At 33.6% G+C, this 21,221-nt stretch carries 17 protein-coding genes and 2 pseudogenes; 7 read left to right on the top strand and 12 right to left on the bottom strand.

Annotation, left to right across the window (positions count from 1 at the left end):
• The first annotated feature begins 22 nt into the window (after positions 1 to 22).
• Entirely contained in the window at positions 23 to 1,135 is a 1,113-nt protein-coding gene (locus LL966_RS08400) for a lactonase family protein (RefSeq protein WP_229352387.1), read from the top strand.
• Positions 1,136 to 1,308: 173 nt separating this feature from the next.
• Here LL966_RS08400 and LL966_RS08395 read toward each other — a convergent pair whose 3' ends face one another.
• The 4 genes and pseudogenes from LL966_RS08395 to LL966_RS22790 all read right to left on the bottom strand — a co-directional run.
• A complete protein-coding gene (locus LL966_RS08395) occupies positions 1,309 to 2,661 on the bottom strand; it encodes a DEAD/DEAH box helicase (RefSeq protein WP_229352386.1) in 1,353 nt (450 codons plus the stop codon).
• 202 nt (positions 2,662 to 2,863) lie between these two features.
• Positions 2,864 to 3,628: a TIGR02757 family protein gene (locus LL966_RS08390; protein WP_229352385.1), complete on the bottom strand. Its 765-nt coding sequence runs from the start codon at positions 3,626 to 3,628 to the stop codon at positions 2,864 to 2,866.
• Positions 3,629 to 3,770: 142 nt separating this feature from the next.
• Positions 3,771 to 4,220: pseudogene (locus LL966_RS22795) on the bottom strand (ABC transporter ATP-binding protein); the annotation flags it as partial.
• 216 nt (positions 4,221 to 4,436) lie between these two features.
• Positions 4,437 to 4,649: pseudogene (locus tag LL966_RS22790) on the bottom strand (ATP-binding cassette domain-containing protein); the annotation flags it as partial.
• A gap of 254 nt (positions 4,650 to 4,903) precedes the next feature.
• Between LL966_RS22790 and LL966_RS08380 the strand changes: the two are divergent.
• The gene (locus tag LL966_RS08380) at positions 4,904 to 5,188 is read left to right on the top strand and encodes a hypothetical protein (protein WP_229352383.1); all 285 of its coding nucleotides are present in this window, start codon (positions 4,904 to 4,906) and stop codon (positions 5,186 to 5,188) included.
• A 37-nt stretch (positions 5,189 to 5,225) separates the two neighbouring features.
• Here LL966_RS08380 and LL966_RS08375 read toward each other — a convergent pair whose 3' ends face one another.
• From LL966_RS08375 to LL966_RS08345, 7 genes are all read right to left on the bottom strand, one after another.
• Positions 5,226 to 8,006, bottom strand: coding sequence for a T9SS type A sorting domain-containing protein (locus tag LL966_RS08375; protein ID WP_229352382.1), 2,781 nt, complete (start codon positions 8,004 to 8,006; stop codon positions 5,226 to 5,228).
• 384 nt (positions 8,007 to 8,390) lie between these two features.
• Positions 8,391 to 8,696, bottom strand: coding sequence for a DUF6787 family protein (locus LL966_RS08370; protein WP_229352381.1), 306 nt, complete (start codon positions 8,694 to 8,696; stop codon positions 8,391 to 8,393).
• 33 nt (positions 8,697 to 8,729) lie between these two features.
• Positions 8,730 to 9,164 (bottom strand): DUF6146 family protein, encoded by a 435-nt coding sequence (locus tag LL966_RS08365; protein WP_229352379.1) that lies wholly within the window; start codon positions 9,162 to 9,164, stop codon positions 8,730 to 8,732.
• Between the two features lie 180 nt (positions 9,165 to 9,344).
• Positions 9,345 to 9,908 carry a DUF937 domain-containing protein gene (locus LL966_RS08360; RefSeq protein WP_229352377.1) on the bottom strand — a complete coding sequence of 188 codons (564 nt, stop codon included), beginning with the start codon at positions 9,906 to 9,908 and terminating at the stop codon, positions 9,345 to 9,347.
• Positions 9,909 to 10,010: 102 nt separating this feature from the next.
• Positions 10,011 to 10,961, bottom strand: a complete 951-nt coding sequence (locus LL966_RS08355; protein WP_229352376.1) for a D-2-hydroxyacid dehydrogenase — start codon at positions 10,959 to 10,961, stop codon at positions 10,011 to 10,013.
• A gap of 141 nt (positions 10,962 to 11,102) precedes the next feature.
• Entirely contained in the window at positions 11,103 to 12,173 is a 1,071-nt protein-coding gene (serC, locus tag LL966_RS08350; RefSeq protein ID WP_229352374.1) for a 3-phosphoserine/phosphohydroxythreonine transaminase, read from the bottom strand.
• 93 nt (positions 12,174 to 12,266) lie between these two features.
• A complete protein-coding gene (locus LL966_RS08345; RefSeq protein ID WP_229352373.1) occupies positions 12,267 to 13,334 on the bottom strand; it encodes an acyl-CoA reductase in 1,068 nt (355 codons plus the stop codon).
• A 175-nt stretch (positions 13,335 to 13,509) separates the two neighbouring features.
• On the opposite strand from LL966_RS08345, the gene LL966_RS08340 reads away from it, so the two are divergent.
• Positions 13,510 to 13,860, top strand: a complete 351-nt coding sequence (locus LL966_RS08340) for a 4Fe-4S dicluster domain-containing protein (protein WP_229352372.1) — start codon at positions 13,510 to 13,512, stop codon at positions 13,858 to 13,860.
• 166 nt (positions 13,861 to 14,026) lie between these two features.
• Complete coding sequence (locus LL966_RS08335) at positions 14,027 to 15,181, top strand: carboxypeptidase-like regulatory domain-containing protein (protein ID WP_229352371.1); 1,155 nt, start codon at positions 14,027 to 14,029, stop codon at positions 15,179 to 15,181.
• Positions 15,182 to 15,396: 215 nt separating this feature from the next.
• On the opposite strand, the gene LL966_RS08330 is transcribed toward LL966_RS08335, so the two are convergent.
• A complete protein-coding gene (locus LL966_RS08330) occupies positions 15,397 to 18,102 on the bottom strand; it encodes a TonB-dependent receptor (protein WP_229352370.1) in 2,706 nt (901 codons plus the stop codon).
• Between the two features lie 296 nt (positions 18,103 to 18,398).
• Here LL966_RS08330 and ychF point away from each other — a divergent pair, with 296 nt between their 5' ends.
• From ychF to LL966_RS08315, 3 genes are all read left to right on the top strand, one after another.
• Positions 18,399 to 19,493 carry a redox-regulated ATPase YchF gene (gene ychF / locus LL966_RS08325; RefSeq protein ID WP_229352368.1) on the top strand — a complete coding sequence of 365 codons (1,095 nt, stop codon included), beginning with the start codon at positions 18,399 to 18,401 and terminating at the stop codon, positions 19,491 to 19,493.
• A gap of 317 nt (positions 19,494 to 19,810) precedes the next feature.
• Positions 19,811 to 20,488, top strand: a complete 678-nt coding sequence (locus LL966_RS08320; protein ID WP_229352366.1) for a TIGR02117 family protein — start codon at positions 19,811 to 19,813, stop codon at positions 20,486 to 20,488.
• An 8-nt stretch (positions 20,489 to 20,496) separates the two neighbouring features.
• Positions 20,497 to 21,183, top strand: coding sequence for a hypothetical protein (locus tag LL966_RS08315; protein ID WP_229352365.1), 687 nt, complete (start codon positions 20,497 to 20,499; stop codon positions 21,181 to 21,183).
• Positions 21,184 to 21,221: the final 38 nt, after the last annotated feature.

Raw genomic sequence — 21,221 nt, 5'->3', positions numbered from 1 at the left:
AGCTGATTCAAAAAAACAAACTATGAAAAAAATATATCTAGTATTATTTTCAGCTTTATCATTAACCGCGGTAAAAGCTCAAAATAAATTCAATTTATTAGTTGGAACTTACACAAATACTTGTCAAAGCAACGGAATTTATGTTTATGAATTTGATGCATCTTCTGGCGATTTTAAATTGAAAAATTCTTCAGAAAATGTAATTAGTCCAAGTTATTTATCGGTTTCTGCAGACAATAAATTTGTATATGCAGTAAATGAAAACGGCAGTCAAAGTGCTGTTAGTTCTTTTGGGTACGATTCGGCTTCAGGAAAATTAAAGTTTTTGAATAGCAATGATGCATTGGGTGCAGATCCTTGTCATTTGATTAACGATGATAAAAATGTAATAGTTGCTAATTATTCAGGTGGGAATATCGTTGTTTTTAAGAAAAAAGCAGACGGAAGCATTACAGAAGTGCAACAATTAATTCAGCACGAAGGAAAAGGTCCCAACGCGGCTCGTCAGGAAAAAGCACACGTACATATGGTTGTTTTTTCGCCAGATAAAAAATTCGTGCTATCAAATGATTTAGGTTTGGATAAAGTTTTTATTTATAAATACAATCCAGATTCTAAAAATGAAATGTTAACATTAAAAGGAACTGTTGATGTAAAACCAGCAAGCGGACCGAGACATTTAACTTTTAGTAAAGATGGTAAATTTGTTTATTTAGTTCAGGAATTGGATGGAACTTTGACCACTTTTAGCTACGATAAAACAGGAAATTTAAAAGTAATTGCAGAAACGAGTATTTTACCGAAAGGTTTTAAAGGCGGAACCGGCGCTGCAGCAATCAAAATTTCGCCAGATGGGAAATTTTTGTACGTTTCGGATCGTGTAGATGCAAATGCAATTTCAGTTTATAAAATCTTAAAAGATGGAAAAATCGAATTGGTAGAACAGCAGAGTACTTTGGGTAAAGGACCAAGAGATTTCGCCATCGATCCAACTGGAAATTACCTTTTAGTGGGGCATCAATATACGAATGACATAGTAATTTTTAAAAGAAATATCGCAACGGGCAAAATCGAAGATACTGGAAAAAGAATCGAATTATGTTCGCCAGTTGGATTGGTTTTTACGAAAATTTAAAGAGAGGTTCTAAGTTGCTAAGGTTCTAAGATACTAAGATACTAAGAAATTGAGTTCAAAACTTATAAAATAAAAAGGGTAAAGATTCAAAATGAATCTTTACCCTTTTTATTTGCGGTAAAAAAAACTTAGAACCTTAGCCCCTTAGAATCTTAGCATCTCAAAAAAAAGACCTACTTATTCCCGTCTTTTCTTTTTTTATCTCTAGTCTTCAACATATTTCGGTTGACAGAACCATGTGTTTTCTTTTTGGTTTTTGAAGGTCCGCCTAAATTGACTTTTTGGTTCTTTTTAGACTTTTCATGAAAAGCGCCATCACCATCAAGTTTCACTTTTTTCATTAAAAACTTTCTTGGTAATTTGTCTTTCTCAGGTTCGATTAATTTTTCTGAAATTTCAACTTCTTCAGGGAAATCAGCGATTTTTAGTTCCTGATTCATTAAAACTTCAGTTTCGATTTTGAATTCTTCTTCTCGAGGCGTTACAAAGCTAATTGCTGTTCCAGTTGCATCTGCACGACCTGTACGACCAATTCTGTGCATATAAAGCTCAGGCATTTCTGGAAGTTCGAAGTTGATAACGTGAGAAATATTGGAAATGTCCAAACCTCTCGCCATTACGTCTGTTGTAATTAAACCGCGAAGATTTCCTTCCTGAAATTCTGCCATTGTACTCAAACGGTAATTTTGAGATTTATTGGAGTGAATAACCCCAAATTGACCTTCAAATAATTCTTCAATACGAGTATGAAGCATATCTGAGATCTTTTTATTATTCACAAAAATCAGAACGCGTTCGATGCTTTCGTCTGTTTCTAATAAATGTTTTAATAGATTTACTTTAGTATTAAAGTTAGGAACATTATACGTAATCTGAGTAATTTTTTCTAACGGAGTTCCTGAGGCGGCCAAAGTAACTTCTTCAGGAAAATCAAAATAATCATTTAAAATTGTATCTACTTCGTCGGTCATGGTTGCCGAAAATAAGATATTTTGACGTTTCGGTTTCATCATCGCCAAAAGTGCTGTCAATTGCGGACGGAAACCTAAATTCAGCATTTCGTCAAATTCATCAATAACCAATTTTTGAGTTTCGTCAAAACGGACTACGGCATCTAAAGCTAAGTCCATCGTTCTTCCTGGAGTTCCTACCAAAATATCAACTCCTTCGTAAACTGCTTTTTTTTGTGTATTAATGTTTACACCACCATAAATTCCTAAAGTTTTAACAGACATGTATTTAGTCAGTTTTTCAACTTCGTCCACAACCTGAACGACTAATTCGCGAGTTGGAACTAGGATTACAATTTTTGGTGTATTGGTATTGGTGAATTTATATAATTTAAGAAGCGGTAATAAATAAGCAAAAGTTTTACCTGTTCCGGTTTGAGCAATTCCCATCATATCGCGTCCAGAAGTAATCACAGAAAATGATTTTTCCTGAATAGAAGTTGGTGTAGTAAATCCTAAATCATCTATTGCTTTTTGTACAGATTTTGGAAGATTAAATTTTTCGAAAGTGCTCATTTGCTTTAAATTTTGTGCAAATGTACGTTAAAATGATGATTTTTTGTTGAATTTATAATTTTAGATGCCCATTTGTCTCTTTGAACGATCCCGAAACTTCGGGAGAAGAGTACTTGCCACTTGAAGCGAGGACTTCTCCCGAAGTTTCGGGATCGCTCAGCCTGACAGCATACAATGCAAATAAAGTCTGTAATTTAAAAATTTAAAACCCTTCAAAAACACCTAAGCCAAAAAGTGCAAAATCGTATTTTACAGGATCTTGTGCATCCATTTCTCTTAATTTGGCGTCTAATTCTAATAGCGCTTTTGCATCATTCTGCTTTCTTGAAAGGATTTCAAGTTTACGGGCAACATTTCCAGAATGAACGTCAAGCGGACAAGAAAGAGCAGAAGGTGAAATACTTTTCCAAATTCCTAAATCGACTCCTTTTACGTCTTGGCGAACCATCCAACGCAGGTACATGTTAATTCTTTTTGCAGCAGAATTGTTTAAAGGATCTGAAATGTGTTTTTGAGTTCGAGGCAGATGATCGGTTTCGAAAAATATTTTTTTGAATTCGCTAATACTTTTCTGCAAACTGTCTTTTTCTTGATTTTTTGCAAAAACGGCCTCTAGTCCGTTGTGGTTTTTATAAATGTGTTGCAAACCCTTTATAAAACCGGCAAAATCATGTCCGTTAAAAGTGCGATGTACAAAAGTTTCTAGTCTGGCTAAATCTTCTTCAGAATGTGACATTACGAAATCGTAAGGAGTATTGCCCATCAATTCCATCATTTTATGCGAGTTCTTAATGATCATTTTACGGTTTCCCCAAGCAATCGATGCACTCAAAAATCCAGCAATTTCAATGTCTTCTTTTTGAGTAAAAAGATGCGGAATCTGAACGGGATCACTTTCTATAAAATCCTGATTATTATATTGAATGACTTTCTCATCAAGAAAATCTTTAAGTTCTGATTTGTTCATATTACAATGAAATGTTCTTGTTTATTCAACTCTCCTAGGCCTGGTGGGAGCGGCATCTCGCGATTTAGAAAAACAAGACTTTTTAGCCGTAGTTTTTGTTCATCGGGAATATAGCGGACAGCAGGAATAGCTCCTGATTATCCTAATTGCTAATTTGGCCGTCAACCATTATTAATTTTCTATCTGCCATATTTGCCAATTCTTCGTTATGTGTTACAATTACGAAAGTTTGTCCAAATTCGTCTCGAAGCTGAAAAAACAATTGGTGAAGGTTTTCTGCAGAATGAGTATCCAAATTTCCAGAAGGTTCGTCTGCAAAAATAACATCTGGTTTGTTGATTAGAGCTCTTGCGACCGCAACACGCTGCTGTTCTCCTCCGGAAAGTTCACTAGGTTTATGATTAATTCTGTGCGAAAGTCCGAGATAAGTAAGTAGTCTTACTGCTTCTTTTTCTGTTTCAGATGGTTTTTTGCCAGCAATATGAGCAGGAATGCAAACATTTTCTAATGCTGTAAATTCAGGTAAGAGCTGATGAAATTGAAAAATAAAGCCAAGATTTAAGTTTCTAAAATCAGATAACACTTTGTCTTGTTTGCTTTTCTTTTTAAAATAGCTGTTGTAATAAAAAACCATTGAAAGTATTGGTAAAAAAATAGCTGTACTGATCACTAATCTAAGGGTGTCATCAAAGATTTTTGTTCTGAAAAATAATAAGTAAGCAACCAGAAATAGGATATAAAGAGAACCTGTCCAAGTAATGATTTTAAAAGTTCTTTCTTTTTTTGAACTTTTATTTTGAATGTTCTGTAATTCAAGAATGTTTCTTCCATTAATGGTTAAAGAAGAATCTGGATTATGATCGGGTTTGTCTAAAGTACCTAAAATCTGTAATAAAGTTGTTTTTCCGGCACCCGAAGCACCAACTATAGAAACAATTTCGCCCTTTTTAATATGTAAATCAACTCCTTTTAAAATTTCAAGTTTATCGTAGAATTTATGTATGTTTTTTGCGTGTATCATGTAGTGAAACTGTTTTTACAAAGAAACGAAGTTTATAGTCAATATCAAATTACAAAATTTAAATTCCAAATTGTGGAAAGTCAAAAGTCAAAAGTCAAAAGTCTGGAGCCTAAAATCTGAAATCTAAAATCTAAAATCTAAAATTACTAATCGGCATATTTATTGGTATGGGAATTTAGAAATTAAATTGAAAAAAGAAATAATGCAATTTGAAAGATTATTTTTAATTTAGATGAACTAAAAACAAATGTAAGATGCAGGATTTGAATGTTGTAGAAGATGATAAGATATCAAAACTACTGATAGGATTAGTTTTGGATGGAATTGGAATGATTTCTTTTTCCATTCCGCTTCTTGGTGAATTTTCAGATGTAATCTGGGCGCCAATTGCAGCTTTTTTAATGACTAGAATGTACAAGGGAAGAGTAGGGAAGGTTGCTAGTGTTTTGACTTTTGTTGAAGAAATATTGCCCTTTACAGATATAATTCCATCATTTACTTTGACTTGGATTTATACTTATTTCTTTCAGAAAAAATAAAAAAGGACGGTCTTAAACCGTCCTTTTTGTTTGTTTTTTATTGTACAATTATCTTTTTAGTGTACTGTGTTTTTTTAGTCTGCGGATCGATTACTTTAATTAGAAAAACTCCTTTAGAATGCAACTGAATTGTTTCTGCCGTATTTCCTCTGATTTTTTGCATTAATAATTCTTTTCCAGAAATATCATATATTTTAAGATCTGAAACTTCTGATTCTTCATTATCAATAAATACAGAGAAAGCTCCATTGCTTGGAACTGGCCAAACATTAAATGAGTTGTTTTTAATCTCTTTGCTAATTTCTGCTGTTGCTAGATTGATGCTTTGTCCGCTAATTATGTTTACTTTTCTTTTCATTGTACCGCCTTCAGAATCTGTTACTGTAAATTCAAAAGAACATAGTCCGTTTGATGCAGGAGTAAAGGCTACAATATTTGAGTTTAATACAGCGCCGCCATTTACAATATTTGAAACGGAATAGGAAACTCCGCTAGTAAATCCTTGCGATAATTTCTGAATATTAATATCTATTTTTTTTCCATCAGCCGATTCGTAATGCGGAAGCGACATCCATTGTAGATATTTGTCTAAATTTGTATAACCGTCTAAGTCAGTATCGGCATTTGCATCTGAAAAATCGCCAATGGCAGAGTTTAAGTTTGTGCCAATTAGAGTTTCCCACCAATTTGGAAGTCCATCTAAATCACTATCCCAGTTTGCAGCTCTGTTCACTATTGGATACACTTCAAAACCACCAACATCAGATTCTTTGTCCGGAAACCCAGGTTTACCTGTTACGCTTCCAACAGCAGAATAAGTCCCGTTTAAGGTTTCATTAATAATTCTTTGATCATGATCATCAAATACTGGCTGCGTACATCCAACATCTGAAAGGACAATTTTGTAGGCATTTTTGGCAGATTGTGTCGTTACATAAGAAGGAAAAAAGGGTGTGCTTACAAAATTTTCAAATGTTATGGCTACTCCAGAAGCTTTTCTTCCAGCAGTTTGATTGCTTTCGTCAAAATATCCTGGCATTACATTTCCGCTAAAATAACATTGCTGTGTTCCTGTTCCTGCTCCTTCATTTTGTTGGTTAAACGCAGTAAAAATTTTAGAGCCAGCGCCTGGTTTGTAGTAATTATTGACAAAATTTACTTCTTTAGTACCGCCATCAGTTGTTCGGCCTCCCCAGTTGTAAACTACATTATTGGTGATGTCCATTTTTCCGGCATAGGCACCGCTTCCGTCTAAACCACCACCAAGACTCCAATTACGCCCATAACAGTGTGCGAGTAAATTATGGTGAAAACTTCCGATATCGCCTCCGATTGTTGCTGCATAACCGTGTTCTGTTCCAGCAGGATAATTTTGGTGATTTGCAGCATTTAATGCTTCAGAAATAAGTGTTTTTTGTAAGGTGATGTTTTTTCCAGATCTAGAGCTAAAAGACTCGTCAATTGTCCAGCTGATAGAACAATGATCAATAATACTATTGTCAGCACCCGTTAATCCCATTCCGTCGAAAGTAGGTCCAGCGCCAATTCTAACTCTAAGGTTTTGAACAACAGCATCATTTCCAGTAACGCCAAAAGGGGCAGAACGGATACAGATTCCTTTTCCAGGAGCAGTTTGACCCGCAATAGTAACGTATGGCTGACTTAGAACCAAACGAGATTGCAATTGGATAATTCCAGAAGTATTGAAAACAATTGTTCTTGGTCCGATATCGTTGGTAACGGCTTCGCGGAAACTTCCTGGCCCGCTATCGTCCAAATTGGTCACAACGACTACTTTTCCTCCGCGTCCTCCTCTGGCAAAACGACCGTAACCCTCAGCGTCTGGAAATGCAAGTTGTGCAGGACGAAAACGCCATACGTTTCCTTTTTCAACTCCATTTGCTAAAACTTCATCGATGCGCCAAAAGTAAGTTGCTCCGGTGTATAATCCGTTTAATTGATAAGAATTATTGGCTAGGGCTTGGTTGCCTTTAAATTCGGGAGAAGAAGTTGTCGCTGCGTTTACTGCTGCTTGATCTGTTCCAAAATAAACATTATGCGAAACAGCATTAGCAGCGGCTGTCCATTGTAATAATTTACCTCCAGAGACTAATTCAACATGTTCATCATTTTGTTTTGGATTTGGATTTGTCGCTTGATAGAAAATGTTTGGCGTGTTCAATTCAAAACCATTAAACATGATATTTTTAATGTTTTCTGTTCCTGAAGTTTCTGCTGCCATTAATATTACAACATCGGTTCCTGTAGTGGCTTGAAATTTTAGATAAACAGATTTTGCATCGGCGGTTTTAAGCGCTCTAACAGTTGGAATCAAATTATCTACAACCAAATTTCCATTTATTGAAATATCAATCGGACTAAAATTATTTCCCGATGGACTGTCAACTGCATTGAAGAAAGCCAAGAAAGTATGTTCTCCTGTGGTTAAACCGCTTATTTTGAGTTCGATTTGGGCACCTAAATTAGCTGTTGTTCCTTTTACAGTAAGTCCATCGCTCACCAATCTTGCATAATAAGGAGCTTGAATACCAGCTTTGTACCAATTAGTTCCTAAGGCGTCTCCATTACTTCCTACACGCGTAACGGTAAAGGTTACTCCATTTTCGTTATAAGTGCTTGTATTTCCAGAAGCTACAACCCAAGTGCTATAATCAGGATCGTTAACTTCTGCTTTAGGTCTTCCTGACTGGTCAAAGTCAATTTTTACAATCGGATTTTGGGCAAAAATCTTTGTTTTCGGCGTAATGAGACAAATCATAGTCGCCATTACGGAGAGTTTTAAGTAGTTTTTCAGCATTTCAAATTGTGGTTTGGTTAGTAAGAGATTTAGTTAGAGAAATAAAAACTCTCAAAGGTTTGATTTTCAAGAGTTAATTTGTCTTTAACTATTGTAAAGTTTGTTATTACTTAAAATAAAACTATCCTGCACCATCCTGTTCTGGTTGCTGTTTTGTTATAATTTTTAGATTAAAAAAATGTAATATTTATTTTTAATCTAAAATATTTACGATGTTTATATTTGATGAATAAAGGAAATTATTCTGATCACAAAATGTAACAAAAGTTTTGAAAGTGGAAATTTTTAAATTTTAATAGAATAAAATAAACGAAAAATCATGATTAAGTAATAATCTTAACCAGAACGGATCCTATAATTTAAAAAAGAGTGAAATTGAAGAAATTAGTCTTTAAATAGGAAGCCAAGTCCCATTCTTTTTAGCATTTTCTTTTCGAAATTCCAGAAGAAACGAAATTGTCCAAAAAGAGTTCCAATGGCAACTAATAAAACCTGATAAACAGGAAGAATAATCAACAAACGGATTAGGGTAAACCAAACAACGCCTAAATCTTCTTTGTGAATTCCAACCCAGTCACAAAAAGGTCTAGAAATCCATGCAGATGCCGATCCGGTGATGGCAAAAACAATTAGTATGATTATGGCTTGTAGGTTGGAAGTGATTCCCCAACGTTTTTTTAGTTTGTCCATTATTTATTTATAACCATTACAAATATACTAACATTATCGTAATGGCACATAGCCTGCGAGCTTTTGTTTGTAAGTATTTTGAAAATAAATCATGTAGTTGTAAATTAAGTAATTTACCTCGTAACCGTAATGAATTTGCGGCTGATAATCAATCCTCATTTCGTATAAATTTGGACTATATCGATTTGGCTGTAAAACTCGATTATTCCATTCTGTAACGTATTGATAGTTTTTGTTTTCGAGGAAAGACAAGGTGTGATAATTTCGCGGTAGAGCCATTGAACTTAACCAATAGTTAAATCCGTTGTCAATAATAATAACTTCGTATTCCAATGAATCGTTTGCAATTCTAATCGTATCGCCTTGCTTTGTTTTGGAAACATTGTCATTACTCGCAATATTTTGCGAAGTCGTTGAGCAGGCAATTATTGTTCCTAAAACAATTAATATGGAAATGCATTTTTTCATGATTTAAATTTACGAAATTTTTTTTAAAAGGTACTAAGGTTCTAAGACACTAAGGTTCTGAGTTTTTTTATATAAAAAAGCTGTTTATGTAAATAAACAGCTTTTACTATTTTGCTTAAGATCTTAGTGTCTTAGAATCTCAGAATCTTAGTATCTCAGAACCTCAGAACCTCAGAACCTTTATTTACTTCCAAACAATTTCCCGATAAATCCAGCTATGCCGCCTTTAGTTTTAGTTACTACTAAAACATCAGCAACATCAACTTTTCCGTCGTTGTTCTGGTCTAATCCGAATTGCATTCCGTATTTCGAAATGGTATCCATTATTCCAGAAGCTTGCCCGCTATTTCCTGAGATCGAATTGATAATATCTGAGATTTGAAAACTACCGTCATTAGGATCTTTTGCTTTGTTGACCAAAGAACCTAAAATTTGCGGAATCAAACTGGATGCAACACCGTTTGAATCTGCACTGCTTAAACCGAATTTTTGACCAAGATTACCGCTTAATTGCTTTTGAATTTGCTGTACAACAGGGTTTGAGCTGTCGATAGGTGAGTTTCCGTTAAATAATCCAGCAATTTGATCTGTTCCGCCTTCAGAAACGATTTTTTTTAATCCTTCAAAAATAGAATTGCTGGTTTCGCCAATTACGGCTTCATTGTGTTCGTTTGGAACAGCAGAATTGTTTACTACTGCATCGCCTCCATATTGTTGTACTAATTGGGTTAATTGTTCAAACATGATTTTTAGGATTTAGATTAGAACTCAAATTTAAACAAAAAAAGAAAGGGATTTATTAAACTGTGTTAATAAATCCCTTCTAAGTATTTTAATTATAGTTAATTAGCTCAATAAAGTAATGATTTGTGATGCTAATTCAGTTCCAATTCTGTCTTGTGCTTCTCCAGTTGCAGCTCCGATGTGTGGAGTCAATGAAATTTTAGAATGCATTAAAATTGCCATTTCTGGTTTTGGCTCGCTTTCGAAAACGTCTAAACCTGCAAAAGCCACTTTTCCTGAATCTAAAGCTTTTACTAAAGCTACTTCATCAATAACTCCTCCACGTGCACAGTTTACGATTCCAACGCCATCTTTTAAGATTTCGAATTCTTTTTCTCCGATGATGTAACCGTTTTGAGCAGGAACGTGTAAGGTGATAAAATCAGCTTCTTTGAATAAAGACTCTAAAGATTGAGAAACAATTTTAGTTGTAATAGATTGTCCGTCAAAAAACTCAACTTTTACATCTACTTCTGGAATAAAACTGTCAGCAGCGATAACTTTCATTCCTAAACCAAGAGCCATTTTTGCAGTTGCTTGCCCGATACGTCCAATACCAACAATACCAAGAGTTTTACCTCTTAATTCAGTTCCGTTAGCGTACGCTTTTTTCAAACCGTCAAAGTTTGAATCTCCTTCAAGAGGCATGTTTCTGTTAGAATCATGTAAAAAACGAACACCAGAAAATAAGTGTCCAAATACCAATTCAGCAACAGATTCTGAAGATGAAGCAGGAGTATTGATTACATGAATTCCTTTGCTTTTAGCATAATCAACATCGATATTATCCATACCAACACCACCACGACCGATGATTTTGATGCCAGGACAAGCGTCGATAATATCTTTACGAACTTTAGTAGCACTACGAACTAAAATTACGTCAACATTATTTTCATTAATAAAGTTAGCTACTTGTTCTTGAGCTACTTTTGTAGTTATAACTTCAAATCCACCTTTTTCTAAGGCTAGAATTCCACTTTTAGAAATTCCATCATTTGCTAATACTTTCATTGTATTTATTGTTTATTTGGTCAATCGTTTAAATGTTTAATCGATAAACCAGCTATTTGATTTTTCTTTTTTGATATTTTTAAAGGAAGTATTTTTTGACGATTAAACAGTTAAGCAAATTAACGATTAACCGAAAAAAAACTAAACTTTACTTTCCAATGCTTTCATTACATCAACTAATACCTGAACACTTTCAATTGGCATAGCGTTGTAGATAGAAGCTCTGTAACCACCAACAGAACGGTGTCCTGGTAATCCAGAAATGTTTGCTGCTTTCCATAAAGCATCAAAAGTTTCTGTATGATCTGGGTTGTTTAGTAAGAAAGTTACATTCATGTTAGAACGATCTTCTACTGCAGCAGCTCCTTTGAATAATGGGTTTCTGTCGATTTCAGCATAAAGTAATTCTGCTTTAGCGTTGTTTAATTTTTCAACAGCAGCGATTCCACCTTTTTCTTTAATCCATTGTAAAGTTAAAAGAGAAACGTAAACAGAGAAAACAGGCGGAGTATTGTACATACTTTCTGCTTTAATATGTTTAGCGTAATCTAACATACTTGGAATTGTTCTTCCGTTTTTGCCTAAGATTTCTTCTTTAACTACAACAAGAGTAGTTCCAGCAGGTCCCATATTTTTTTGAGCTCCAGCATAGATTAAATCAAATTTAGAGAAATCTAATTCACGAGAAAAAATATCTGAACTCATATCGCATACAACGGGAATATTAGTTGCTGGGAAATCTTTTAATTGAGTTCCAAAGATTGTATTGTTACTTGTACAGTGAAAATAATCAGCATCTGCTGGTATTTCGTAACCTTTTGGAATATGTGAATAATTGTCTTCTTTTGAAGAAGCTACAACAACAGTTTCTCCAAAAAGTTTAGCTTCTTTGATTGCTGCAGTTGCCCACGTACCTGAATCTAAATAAGCTGCTTTTCCGTTTTCTTTTAATAAATTATAAGGTGCCATTAAGAATGCTGTACTTGCACCGCCTTGTAAAAATAAAGCCTGATAACCTTTTCCTTGAAGTCCTAATAATTCTAAAGCAAGGGAACGAGCTTCCTCCATAACTGCAACGAAATCTTTGCTTCGGTGCGAGATTTCAAGAATAGATAATCCTGAATCATTAAAATTTAAAATTGCTTTTGATGCCTTCTCAAAAACTTCCTGAGGTAAAATACTTGGTCCTGCGCTGTAGTTGTGTTTTTTCATGGTTGTTGTTAATAGTCGAAAATTTTAAAGACGCAAATTTCGGCAATAAGAGCCGAAAAAGCGTTAAAATATTCGAAATAATTAAACAATTTATTACTTTGTTGTTAACAAAAACGTTATAGTATCGACATTATCTGCGTAATCCCACAATTGCGGTTTTTGTGTTTCTCCGAATGTAATGCTGTCTTGGATTAAATTATGGCTAACAATGCATTGAATTTGATCAGAATCTGCCTGTAGGCGTTTTTCTAATTCTTCAAGGCTTTCGTAGTATTCGTAAAAAACGCTTGAGATAGGCGAGGCGTAGCTTGCGTCTTCTTTTAAAGTAAGAAATCCGTTGTCTAATAACTTAAAATTACTCATCAAAAATACAGCTTTATTATAGTCATAATTGTTAGCGTATTTCTCATAATGAATGACATCCTGATATTTGAAAATTGCCTGAAAAAAAGTGTCAAAAGAATAGCCTTTAGGAACAAAAAGTTTAGAAACATTTCGGCATCCTAAACCAAAATATCTAAATATATCTTCACCAAGATTTTCCAATTCTTCATTGGTTTCTTTCCCAGTTAAAATCGCAGCCGAATTTCTGTTTTTTCGAATAATAGAAGGTTTGTCTTTAAAATAATATTCAAAATAACGAGCTGTATTATTACTTCCGGTGGCGATTACAGCGTCAAAATTTTCTAATTTTCCTTCAACGAAAGTGATTTTATCTTTAAAAGTTTCATCAACAGCAATTAGGTATTTAGCTAAAAACGGCAGTAAGTGCTGATCGTTTGATGAAGTTTTGATTAAAGCTTTGTTGCCTGTTATTAAAACGGATAAAAAATCATGGAAGCCAACTAAAGGAATATTTCCCGCTAAAATTAAGGCAACCGTTTTAGAATTATCGTTGTTTTCATCAATTTTATAAGTCGAAAGCCATTTATCAATATTTTCTTTTGTTAAGGCTTCTGCCCAAGATTGTATCGAAAAATACACTTGTTCAGGAGTATACCAGCCATTATGTGATTGTGATAAATGTATCAGATTTTCGAAATCATCAAAAAAGATATCATTATATAAGACGTCAGATTTTCTGGCAGAAGCTCCTTCAGAAAATTGACTTAAAAATTTTCCTAATTCAACAAAAACACTTTTTTTTGTTTCTAATGTCATAATGTTTGTTTATGAATTGTTTTGATTGTAATTTTGCACAAAAATAAGCATAATTAAGTCGAAAGACAAAAGTCCAAAGTTGAAAGTCCAAAGTCGAAAAGACTTTAAATACTTTTGCTTTCAAACTTTATGACTTTAGATTTTATGACTTTGTAAACTTTAAGACTAAAAAACGATGGCAATTATTATAACCGACGAATGCATCAACTGTGGGGCTTGCGAACCAGAGTGCCCAAATACAGCAATATATGAAGGAGCTGATGACTGGAGATATAAAGACGGTACAAGTCTTTCTGGAAAAATAGTTTTACCTGACGGAACTGAAGTTGATGCAGATGATGCGCAAACTCCAATTTCTGATGAAATCTATTATATTGTACCAGGAAAATGTACAGAATGTAAAGGTTTTCATGACGAACCTCAATGTGCTGCCGTTTGTCCGGTTGACTGTTGTGTTCCAGACGATGAGCATGTAGAAGATGAAGAAACTTTATTAGAAAGACAATCTTTCCTACACGGAGAGTAAGTATTTCTGGTATTTTAAATATAATCCTGAGTGTGAGCTCAGGATTTTTTTTTGCATTAAATAAAAAAATAATCAAAGTTAGTTTGTTGATATATAATGAATTATTAATTTAGTGTTAGTTTATTGATAAAAAAGTAATACTTTAGTTAAAAAATTGACAACGCCTATGAGGAAATTGCTACTTTTATTTGTCGTATTATCTACTATGAACGTTTTTTCTCAAGAAACGGAGTATTCTATCTTGGTAAAAGACATCGAAACCTTACAGCCAATAGAAAATGCAACAGTAGTTGTTTTAAAAACCAAACAAGTTTTATTGGCGAATGAAGATGGTAAAGTCACTTTTGTTTTAAGCGGAGGGTCGAATGTGCAAGTTTCAGAAATGAATTATGAAGAAGTAACACTTCGATGGGCAGTTTTAAAAGAAAACGAATTTGTAGTTTACATTAAAAACAAAAAAGAAAATCTTGACGAAGTTGTTGTATCACAACAGAATCCTCAAAAAATACTTCAAAAAATAGTTTCGAATTCTAAGCAGAAATTAAATTTTCCGTATCGGTTAAAAGTTTACGTTCGTGAATTCTTTATGCTCGATAATCAATATTCTTATTATAATGACGGATTGGTTAATTTTCAATTCAATAAAAACAATACGACTACTTTATTAGTAGAACAAAATCGTTCTTACGGATTGCTGGAAACTGATATTAGTGCTGATTTAAAGGGATATAATTTGAATAATATAATGGAAAATTATTCGAATTTTAAATACTTTGAACCTTTATTAGATACCAAGGCAAAGAAGCAATATGATTTTACAACCAAAGGGCATCCAACTAATAAGGGAATTTATATAATGTCTGTAAGTCCGCTGGATAAAGCGAAAGAAGCTATAGATAATTTTGAAATTATTTATGATCCTGAAAAGAAGCTAATTTTGGAGTTTACTGTTTCTGTAACGCCTGCTAATCTTGATAAAATGGAAGATCAGACTAAAATTGGTTCTCGAAACATTACAAAGTCTTTTGTTAAAGTAAATTACAGATGGGATGGAAAAGAGTATTATGTGCTGAGTTCTAATGAAGAAATTGGATATGATATTATTCTCAAAGATAAAACCAAAAACATTCAGGTAAGAAATAGTTTTGTGACTACCGGCTTTAATAGACAGAATTTTACCTATAAGGAAAGTGATGTTTTTAAAGAAAAATCACTTTTTAATAAAAAGAATAAAATCCTTACCAATTATTGGGACACTTCAGGTTTTACGGCTACAGATGAAGAAAAAGCGATTATTGCTTCTTTAGAATATAAATTGTAATTAAATATAAATAGAAAAAAAAATCCTGAACTTAATTGTTCAGGATTTTTTGTTTTTAGTTCTATTAAGTTAAAAGGAGTCTACTTATAGATTGGAGATTCTCGTTATGGAGCTTCTTGCGTGTCCTTTGACTTTGCTCAGGAAGACATAAATCAGTTGATACTACTAATATTTATGTTTATCAGGCTGAGCGAAGTCGTAGCCCTTTTTTATACTTAAAAATTAAATCCAAGTCTTGCATAATAGTAAGCGCCGTTGAATCCCATTTGTACAGCATCCCAATAACCACCTGCTTCAACCCAGTCGTCTTGCTGGTCAGGATATATGTTTAGCAAGTTATTTGCCCCAACGGTTATTTTAGTTGATTTAGAAAGTTTAAACCCTAAAGTTAAATCTGTTACAATTTTAGCACCGTAAGTGTCTGTAGCAGCCTGTTTCTGAATTGCGTATAATTCTCCTTCTGTTTGTGTTGGTGAAGTTCTAAAATCTTCAGGAGTTAAATCACTCATTTGATAATCTAGTAGTTTTACTTCGCTGAATCTAGTAAATGATAATCCGGCATCAAACCATTTTCTAGCATAATTTAGGTTTAAACCGAATTTGTTTGGTGGAGCTGAAGCTAATAAGAAAGCTCTGTCTCGTTCTCCAAAGAAAGTTTTTTCGTCTAGATCACCATTTTTGATTTTGTCAATTTTCATGTCGTTGATGTTACCAACAAGAGTTGCTTCAACTCTGTTGCTACCAAAAGTTTTTTTCCAAGCTAAAACGATATCCAGTCCGGTTGTTTTAGTATCTACACCATTTACGAAAAACTGTGCTTTGTCGACATTCATTCCTAAAGCTGTTGCATCGAAATAACCGGTTAATACAATTCTGTCTTTTACATTAATCAAATAACCGTCAACAGTTGCTGTAAAATCGCCAAGAGATGCCGTAAATCCTAGAGAAGCATTTACTGCTTTTTCTTCGTTTAACTTATTGATTCCAAATGCTCTAGTAACTGGACTATCATTCGAAGCAAGCAAAACTTCTGTTGCGCCGCCTGAACTAAAGTTTGTAAAACGTAAATTATAGTAAATCTGTGCTAAAGAAGGCGCACGAAAACCTGTACTTACAGAACCTCTTAAATTAATTTTGTCTGTTAATTTAAGCCTCGAAGCAAATTTACCATTTACAGTACTTCCAAAATCATTGTAGTTTTCATAACGAACAGCAGCACTTACCATCCATGATTCCGTAACATCTAATTCTGCATCTGTATATAAAGAGAAGTTGGTACGGCTTTTATTTACTTCGTTTGCAGGGCTGTATCCAGGAAAACCTTGAGATCCGCCTGGTCTTGGTTCTCCAGAAATTGGGTCAATTGGAGCGCTTTGTGTTGTCGGATCTGTAATTGGAACTCCATTAGTATCGTAAGTTGCATAAGAACCCACTTCGCCAGCAAAAATTTCAAATTGTTCTACTCTGAATTCAGTTCCAAATGCAATATTTAGTCCGCCAAGAATATCTCCATAATTTTTAGAAACATCCAGATTGGTTGTGTTCTGAAGCAAACTGTGACCGCCAGCATCAAATTCTGTTGGAGAATTTTCTTCTAGAGAAGCGTTAAGCGTTCCTTTTATATTATAATGAAATTTATTTTTACCTAAGGTATTACTAAAATCCCATTTCCAGCCTCCAGAAGTTTCTGTTCTAATTCCGGCAGCAATCGAGTTATCATTAATTTTTGAAGTGATTCTAGGAGTAAATCCACCTGGATAGATGGCTTCTACAACTCTTTCTCCATCATTTCTGGTAAAGGCATAAGCGTCAGTATCTCTAAAATTACTTCCTCCAAAAGCATAAAATTGTGTTTTTTCTGAAATAGGAATAGCAAGATTTACAAACAAATTAATTCCTTGAATTTCTGCTTCCCCAAATCCTTTTCTAAAATCAAAACCAGGTCTTAGAGTTTTGTTTTTATTTAAGAATTCTCCCGTAACATTTACATATCCACCATTATTCCCGATTTTAGTTCCGTAATTGGCTGCAACTTTTACAGAACCGCCATCAAAATCCTGATTTTTTCCAAACGAGTTTCCAAAACCTTTTTGATCTAGTCTATACCCTTTTGTGTTAGCCGTTCCTTCAGGAAAATCTCCTTTGGCATCAGTATTAAATGCTCCATAAGTTATAGATCCCGTAAATTCATCTACACTATCATTTGTTACGATATTGATAACTCCAGCAATAGCGTCAGAACCGTATTGAGCTGCGGCGCCATCGCGCAAAATTTCAATTCTTTTAATAGATGCTGCAGGAATGGCATTTAAGTCGGTTCCTGTATTTCCGCGTCCGCGTGTTCCGAATAAATTGATTAGTGAGGATTGATGTCTTCTTTTTCCGTTAATTAAAACCAAAGTTTGGTCTGGTCCCATACCTCTTAGAGAAGCTGGATCAACGTGATCGGCACCATCAGAACCCGATTGTTTGTTTGCATTAAATGAAGGCGCTACATATTGTAACAATTGATTGATCTCAATTTTTCCACTTTGAGTTGTAACATCTTTTACGTTGATCACATCGATCGGAACGGCTGAATTGACAACGGTTCGCTTTGCGTTTCTAGAACCAACGACAACAACATCGTTTAAAACCTGACCATCACCATCGGCTAAAGTAACGTCTATCTTATCTCCAGAAACTACTTTTTTAATTGTCGAAAACCCAACATAGCTAAAAATTAATGTTGCACCATCTTTTACTTTTATTCTAAAACTTCCTTCAAAATCAGTAGAAACTCCGTTGTTGGTTCCTTTTTCTAAAACATTAACTCCTGGAAGCGGTGCGCCGGTTTTGTCTTTTACAAAACCCGAAACATCTTTCTGTGCAAAAATAAATGCTGAATGCAACAGAAATAATAATAATGCAATCTTTTTCATGGTAATTGGTTTTTTGGTTTGTTTTTTGTTGATTAGTTTTATAAAAGTAATGTTTTTTAACAAAAATTTAATAAAATCTTTAAAAATTTTCAAGAATATCTTTAAAATTATATTATTGAACATTTTTGCTTCGTGCAAGAGCTATTAAATCTTATATTTGCAAAATTTTAAAGCCAAAAAATAGGATTTTGGCAGAAAGAAGAAAAACGCGTAAAATCATAATGCATTAAATTACAACGTTTAGTGTTTTAGGTCTGAAAATAAAAAGACCAAATAAAATAAATAGAAACAAACAGATGAAAGCAGGAATTGTAGGATTACCAAATGTTGGAAAATCAACATTATTTAATTGTTTATCTAATGCAAAAGCGCAAAGTGCAAACTTTCCTTTTTGTACAATCGAACCGAATATTGGTGTTGTAAACGTTCCAGATCCAAGAATCAATAAATTGGAAGAATTGGTAAAACCAGAGCGCGTTCAAATGGCTACTGTAGATATCGTAGATATTGCAGGTTTGGTAAAAGGAGCAAGTAAAGGTGAAGGTCTAGGAAACCAGTTTTTAGGTAATATTAGAGAGTGTAATGCTATTATTCATGTTTTACGCTGTTTTGATAATGATAATATTGTTCACGTAGACGGAAATGTAAACCCGATTCGTGATAAAGAAACAATTGATATCGAATTGCAGTTAAAAGATTTAGAAACAATCGAAAAACGTTTAGAAAAAGTAAAACGTGCTGCAAAAACTGGAAATAAAGAAGCTCAAACTGAAGAAGCTTTATTAAACAGAATTAGAGAAGCTTTATTACAAGCAAAATCTGCAAGAACTATTGTTCCTCAAAGCAATGACGAAGAAGTTTTGATGGAAGGTTTCCAATTAATTACTGCAAAACCAGTTTTATACGTTTGTAATGTTGACGAAAGTTCTGCTGTAAACGGAAACAAATATGTTGATCAAGTTCGTGAATTAGTAAAAGACGAAGATGCTGAAGTTATCATTCTTTCAGTAGGAGCAGAGGCTGATATTACAGAATTAGAAAGCTACGAAGAGCGTCAGGTTTTCCTTGAAGATATGGGATTAACTGAACCAGGAGCTTCTGTTTTAATTCGTGCGGCTTACAAATTATTAAAACAACAAACTTACTTTACAGCTGGTGTAAAAGAAGTTCGTGCTTGGACAATCAATATTGGGGCAACGGCACCGCAAGCTGCTGGAGTTATCCACACTGATTTCGAAAAAGGATTTATCCGTGCAGAGGTTATTTCATACGAAGATTACGTTCAATACGGTTCTGAAGCAAAAGCAAAAGAAGCTGGAAAATTCAAAGTAGAAGGAAAAGAATATGTGGTAAAAGATGGTGATGTGATGCATTTCCGTTTCAACGTTTAATTTTTTTTAGAGATAGTAGAAGAAAGAGTAAAGAATAAAGACTAAAACTGCTGGAGAGATTCAGCAGTTTTTTTTATGCTTAAAAGTAGAGTTCTGTTTTGTCAGGCTGAGCGAAGTCGAAGCCCATGCAAAGATTGGAGATTTAGATTGTAGAGCTACTTGCGTGTCCTTCGACTTCGCTAGGATGACACAAAAATGAGAATAAATCTGATTGATCTGTAAAATCTGCGAGAGAAAAATTTTAGCATCAAAATTTTTGGCTCAAAAATTGGTTACAGAAAAATAACCAATTACTAATCTAAAATCAACCAATCAAAATGCTAAAAAAATCATTCAAATTTCTCGGCTGGACGCTTTTCGGAATCTTCAGTTTTATTGCTTTGTACATTTCATCCGTTTTAATTATTTCTAAAATCACAGTCAATTCAGATGTTGCAAAAGTCGAAGAACGAAATGCGATTCCAATTTACATTCTTTCAAACGGTGTTCATACTGATATTGTTGTTCCTGTAAAAAATGAAATCAAAGACTGGAGAAACCAGATTCAGTTTAATCAAACACAATCGAAAGATTCTTTAATGAATTATATAGGTTTTGGCTGGGGCGATAAAGGATTTTATTTAGATACGCCAGAATGGTCAGATTTGAAAGCAAGTACAGCTTTAAAAGCCGTTTTTGGTGTAAGTTCGTCGGCAATGCATACTACATTTTTCAAACAATTGACAGAAGGAGAAGATTGCAAACGCATTTTGGTTTCAAAAGACAACTATCAAAAATTAGTCAATTATATTTCAAATAGTTTCAGCGATCCAGTTCGCCCAGAATGGATTGAAGGTCACAGTTACGGAAAGAAAGATGCTTTTTATGAAGCAAAAGGAAGTTATAGTCTTTTTTATACTTGTAATACCTGGGCAAACAATGCTTTAAAAGCGGCAAACCAAAAAGCAAGTTTGTGGACTGTTTATGATAAAGGGATTTTTTGTCATTATAAATAAAACTGGATATGAAAAAGCTAATTTTAATATTCGCTTTAATAACTGTTTTAAGTTCTTGTAAAAAAGCAGATGCGGAAGCAGTAGAAGTTTGTGATGGTTGTTTGACTTTTTACTTTGAAAATCCGCAACCTATTAATGATTCTGAATTAAGAGGATTTCCATCTAAATTTAAAGGATTATATATGAATAGCGATTCTACTTACATTAGAATTGAAGAAGACAGGATTTTAAGGGAGTATTTTTATAAATATAGATTTCATAAATACTTTTTAGACTCTTTAAAACAGAAGTATGAGGTTGTCAATGATCAATTGATAGATAAAGAAACAAAGGAAAAATTTGATTTTTATTTTAAAGGAGATTCCATAGAAATGGTAGAAAAAAGTATTGATACCATTTTTAGGTTTTCGCTTAATCAAAAAGCAAAACGTATTGATGGCCAATTAGTTTTAAGTACAAGAGATTCGATATTTTGGGATATAAAAACTATAGCTTTAGAAAAAAATATACTTAAAATTAAGCATATTTATTTACGTGAAGATTTATCTAAGCTTGATTCAGTTACTTTAATTAAAGGCAAAATGTTAGATTCAACTTCATATTTGATAAAACCAACACGACGTGAATTTAAAAATATTCTGAAAATAAAAAAATTAGGAACTGATCAGGAGTATGATAAGATTATGGATAATTAACATGGAAAAAATATAAAATCTGGTTAAAAATCAAGAAT

Origin of the sequence: Flavobacterium chungbukense, assembly GCF_020805785.1 — a bacterium.
Classification (GTDB): domain Bacteria; phylum Bacteroidota; class Bacteroidia; order Flavobacteriales; family Flavobacteriaceae; genus Flavobacterium; species Flavobacterium chungbukense.
This window is presented reverse-complemented; position numbering and strand designations above follow the sequence as displayed.

What these genes read in the sequence shown, in the direction of transcription:
- LL966_RS08400 (WP_229352387.1), top strand. Translation starts at nt 23, where the DNA reads ATGAAAAAAATATATCTAGTATTATTTTCAGCTTTATCATTAACCGCG.
- LL966_RS08395 (WP_229352386.1), bottom strand. Translation starts at nt 2,661, where the DNA reads ATGAGCACTTTCGAAAAATTTAATCTTCCAAAATCTGTACAAAAAGCA.
- LL966_RS08390 (WP_229352385.1), bottom strand. Translation starts at nt 3,628, where the DNA reads ATGAACAAATCAGAACTTAAAGATTTTCTTGATGAGAAAGTCATTCAA.
- LL966_RS08380 (WP_229352383.1), top strand. Translation starts at nt 4,904, where the DNA reads ATGCAGGATTTGAATGTTGTAGAAGATGATAAGATATCAAAACTACTG.
- LL966_RS08375 (WP_229352382.1), bottom strand. Translation starts at nt 8,006, where the DNA reads ATGCTGAAAAACTACTTAAAACTCTCCGTAATGGCGACTATGATTTGT.
- LL966_RS08370 (WP_229352381.1), bottom strand. Translation starts at nt 8,696, where the DNA reads ATGGACAAACTAAAAAAACGTTGGGGAATCACTTCCAACCTACAAGCC.
- LL966_RS08365 (WP_229352379.1), bottom strand. Translation starts at nt 9,164, where the DNA reads ATGAAAAAATGCATTTCCATATTAATTGTTTTAGGAACAATAATTGCC.
- LL966_RS08360 (WP_229352377.1), bottom strand. Translation starts at nt 9,908, where the DNA reads ATGTTTGAACAATTAACCCAATTAGTACAACAATATGGAGGCGATGCA.
- LL966_RS08355 (WP_229352376.1), bottom strand. Translation starts at nt 10,961, where the DNA reads ATGAAAGTATTAGCAAATGATGGAATTTCTAAAAGTGGAATTCTAGCC.
- serC (WP_229352374.1), bottom strand. Translation starts at nt 12,173, where the DNA reads ATGAAAAAACACAACTACAGCGCAGGACCAAGTATTTTACCTCAGGAA.
- LL966_RS08345 (WP_229352373.1), bottom strand. Translation starts at nt 13,334, where the DNA reads ATGACATTAGAAACAAAAAAAAGTGTTTTTGTTGAATTAGGAAAATTT.
- LL966_RS08340 (WP_229352372.1), top strand. Translation starts at nt 13,510, where the DNA reads ATGGCAATTATTATAACCGACGAATGCATCAACTGTGGGGCTTGCGAA.
- LL966_RS08335 (WP_229352371.1), top strand. Translation starts at nt 14,027, where the DNA reads ATGAGGAAATTGCTACTTTTATTTGTCGTATTATCTACTATGAACGTT.
- LL966_RS08330 (WP_229352370.1), bottom strand. Translation starts at nt 18,102, where the DNA reads ATGAAAAAGATTGCATTATTATTATTTCTGTTGCATTCAGCATTTATT.
- ychF (WP_229352368.1), top strand. Translation starts at nt 18,399, where the DNA reads ATGAAAGCAGGAATTGTAGGATTACCAAATGTTGGAAAATCAACATTA.
- LL966_RS08320 (WP_229352366.1), top strand. Translation starts at nt 19,811, where the DNA reads ATGCTAAAAAAATCATTCAAATTTCTCGGCTGGACGCTTTTCGGAATC.
- LL966_RS08315 (WP_229352365.1), top strand. Translation starts at nt 20,497, where the DNA reads ATGAAAAAGCTAATTTTAATATTCGCTTTAATAACTGTTTTAAGTTCT.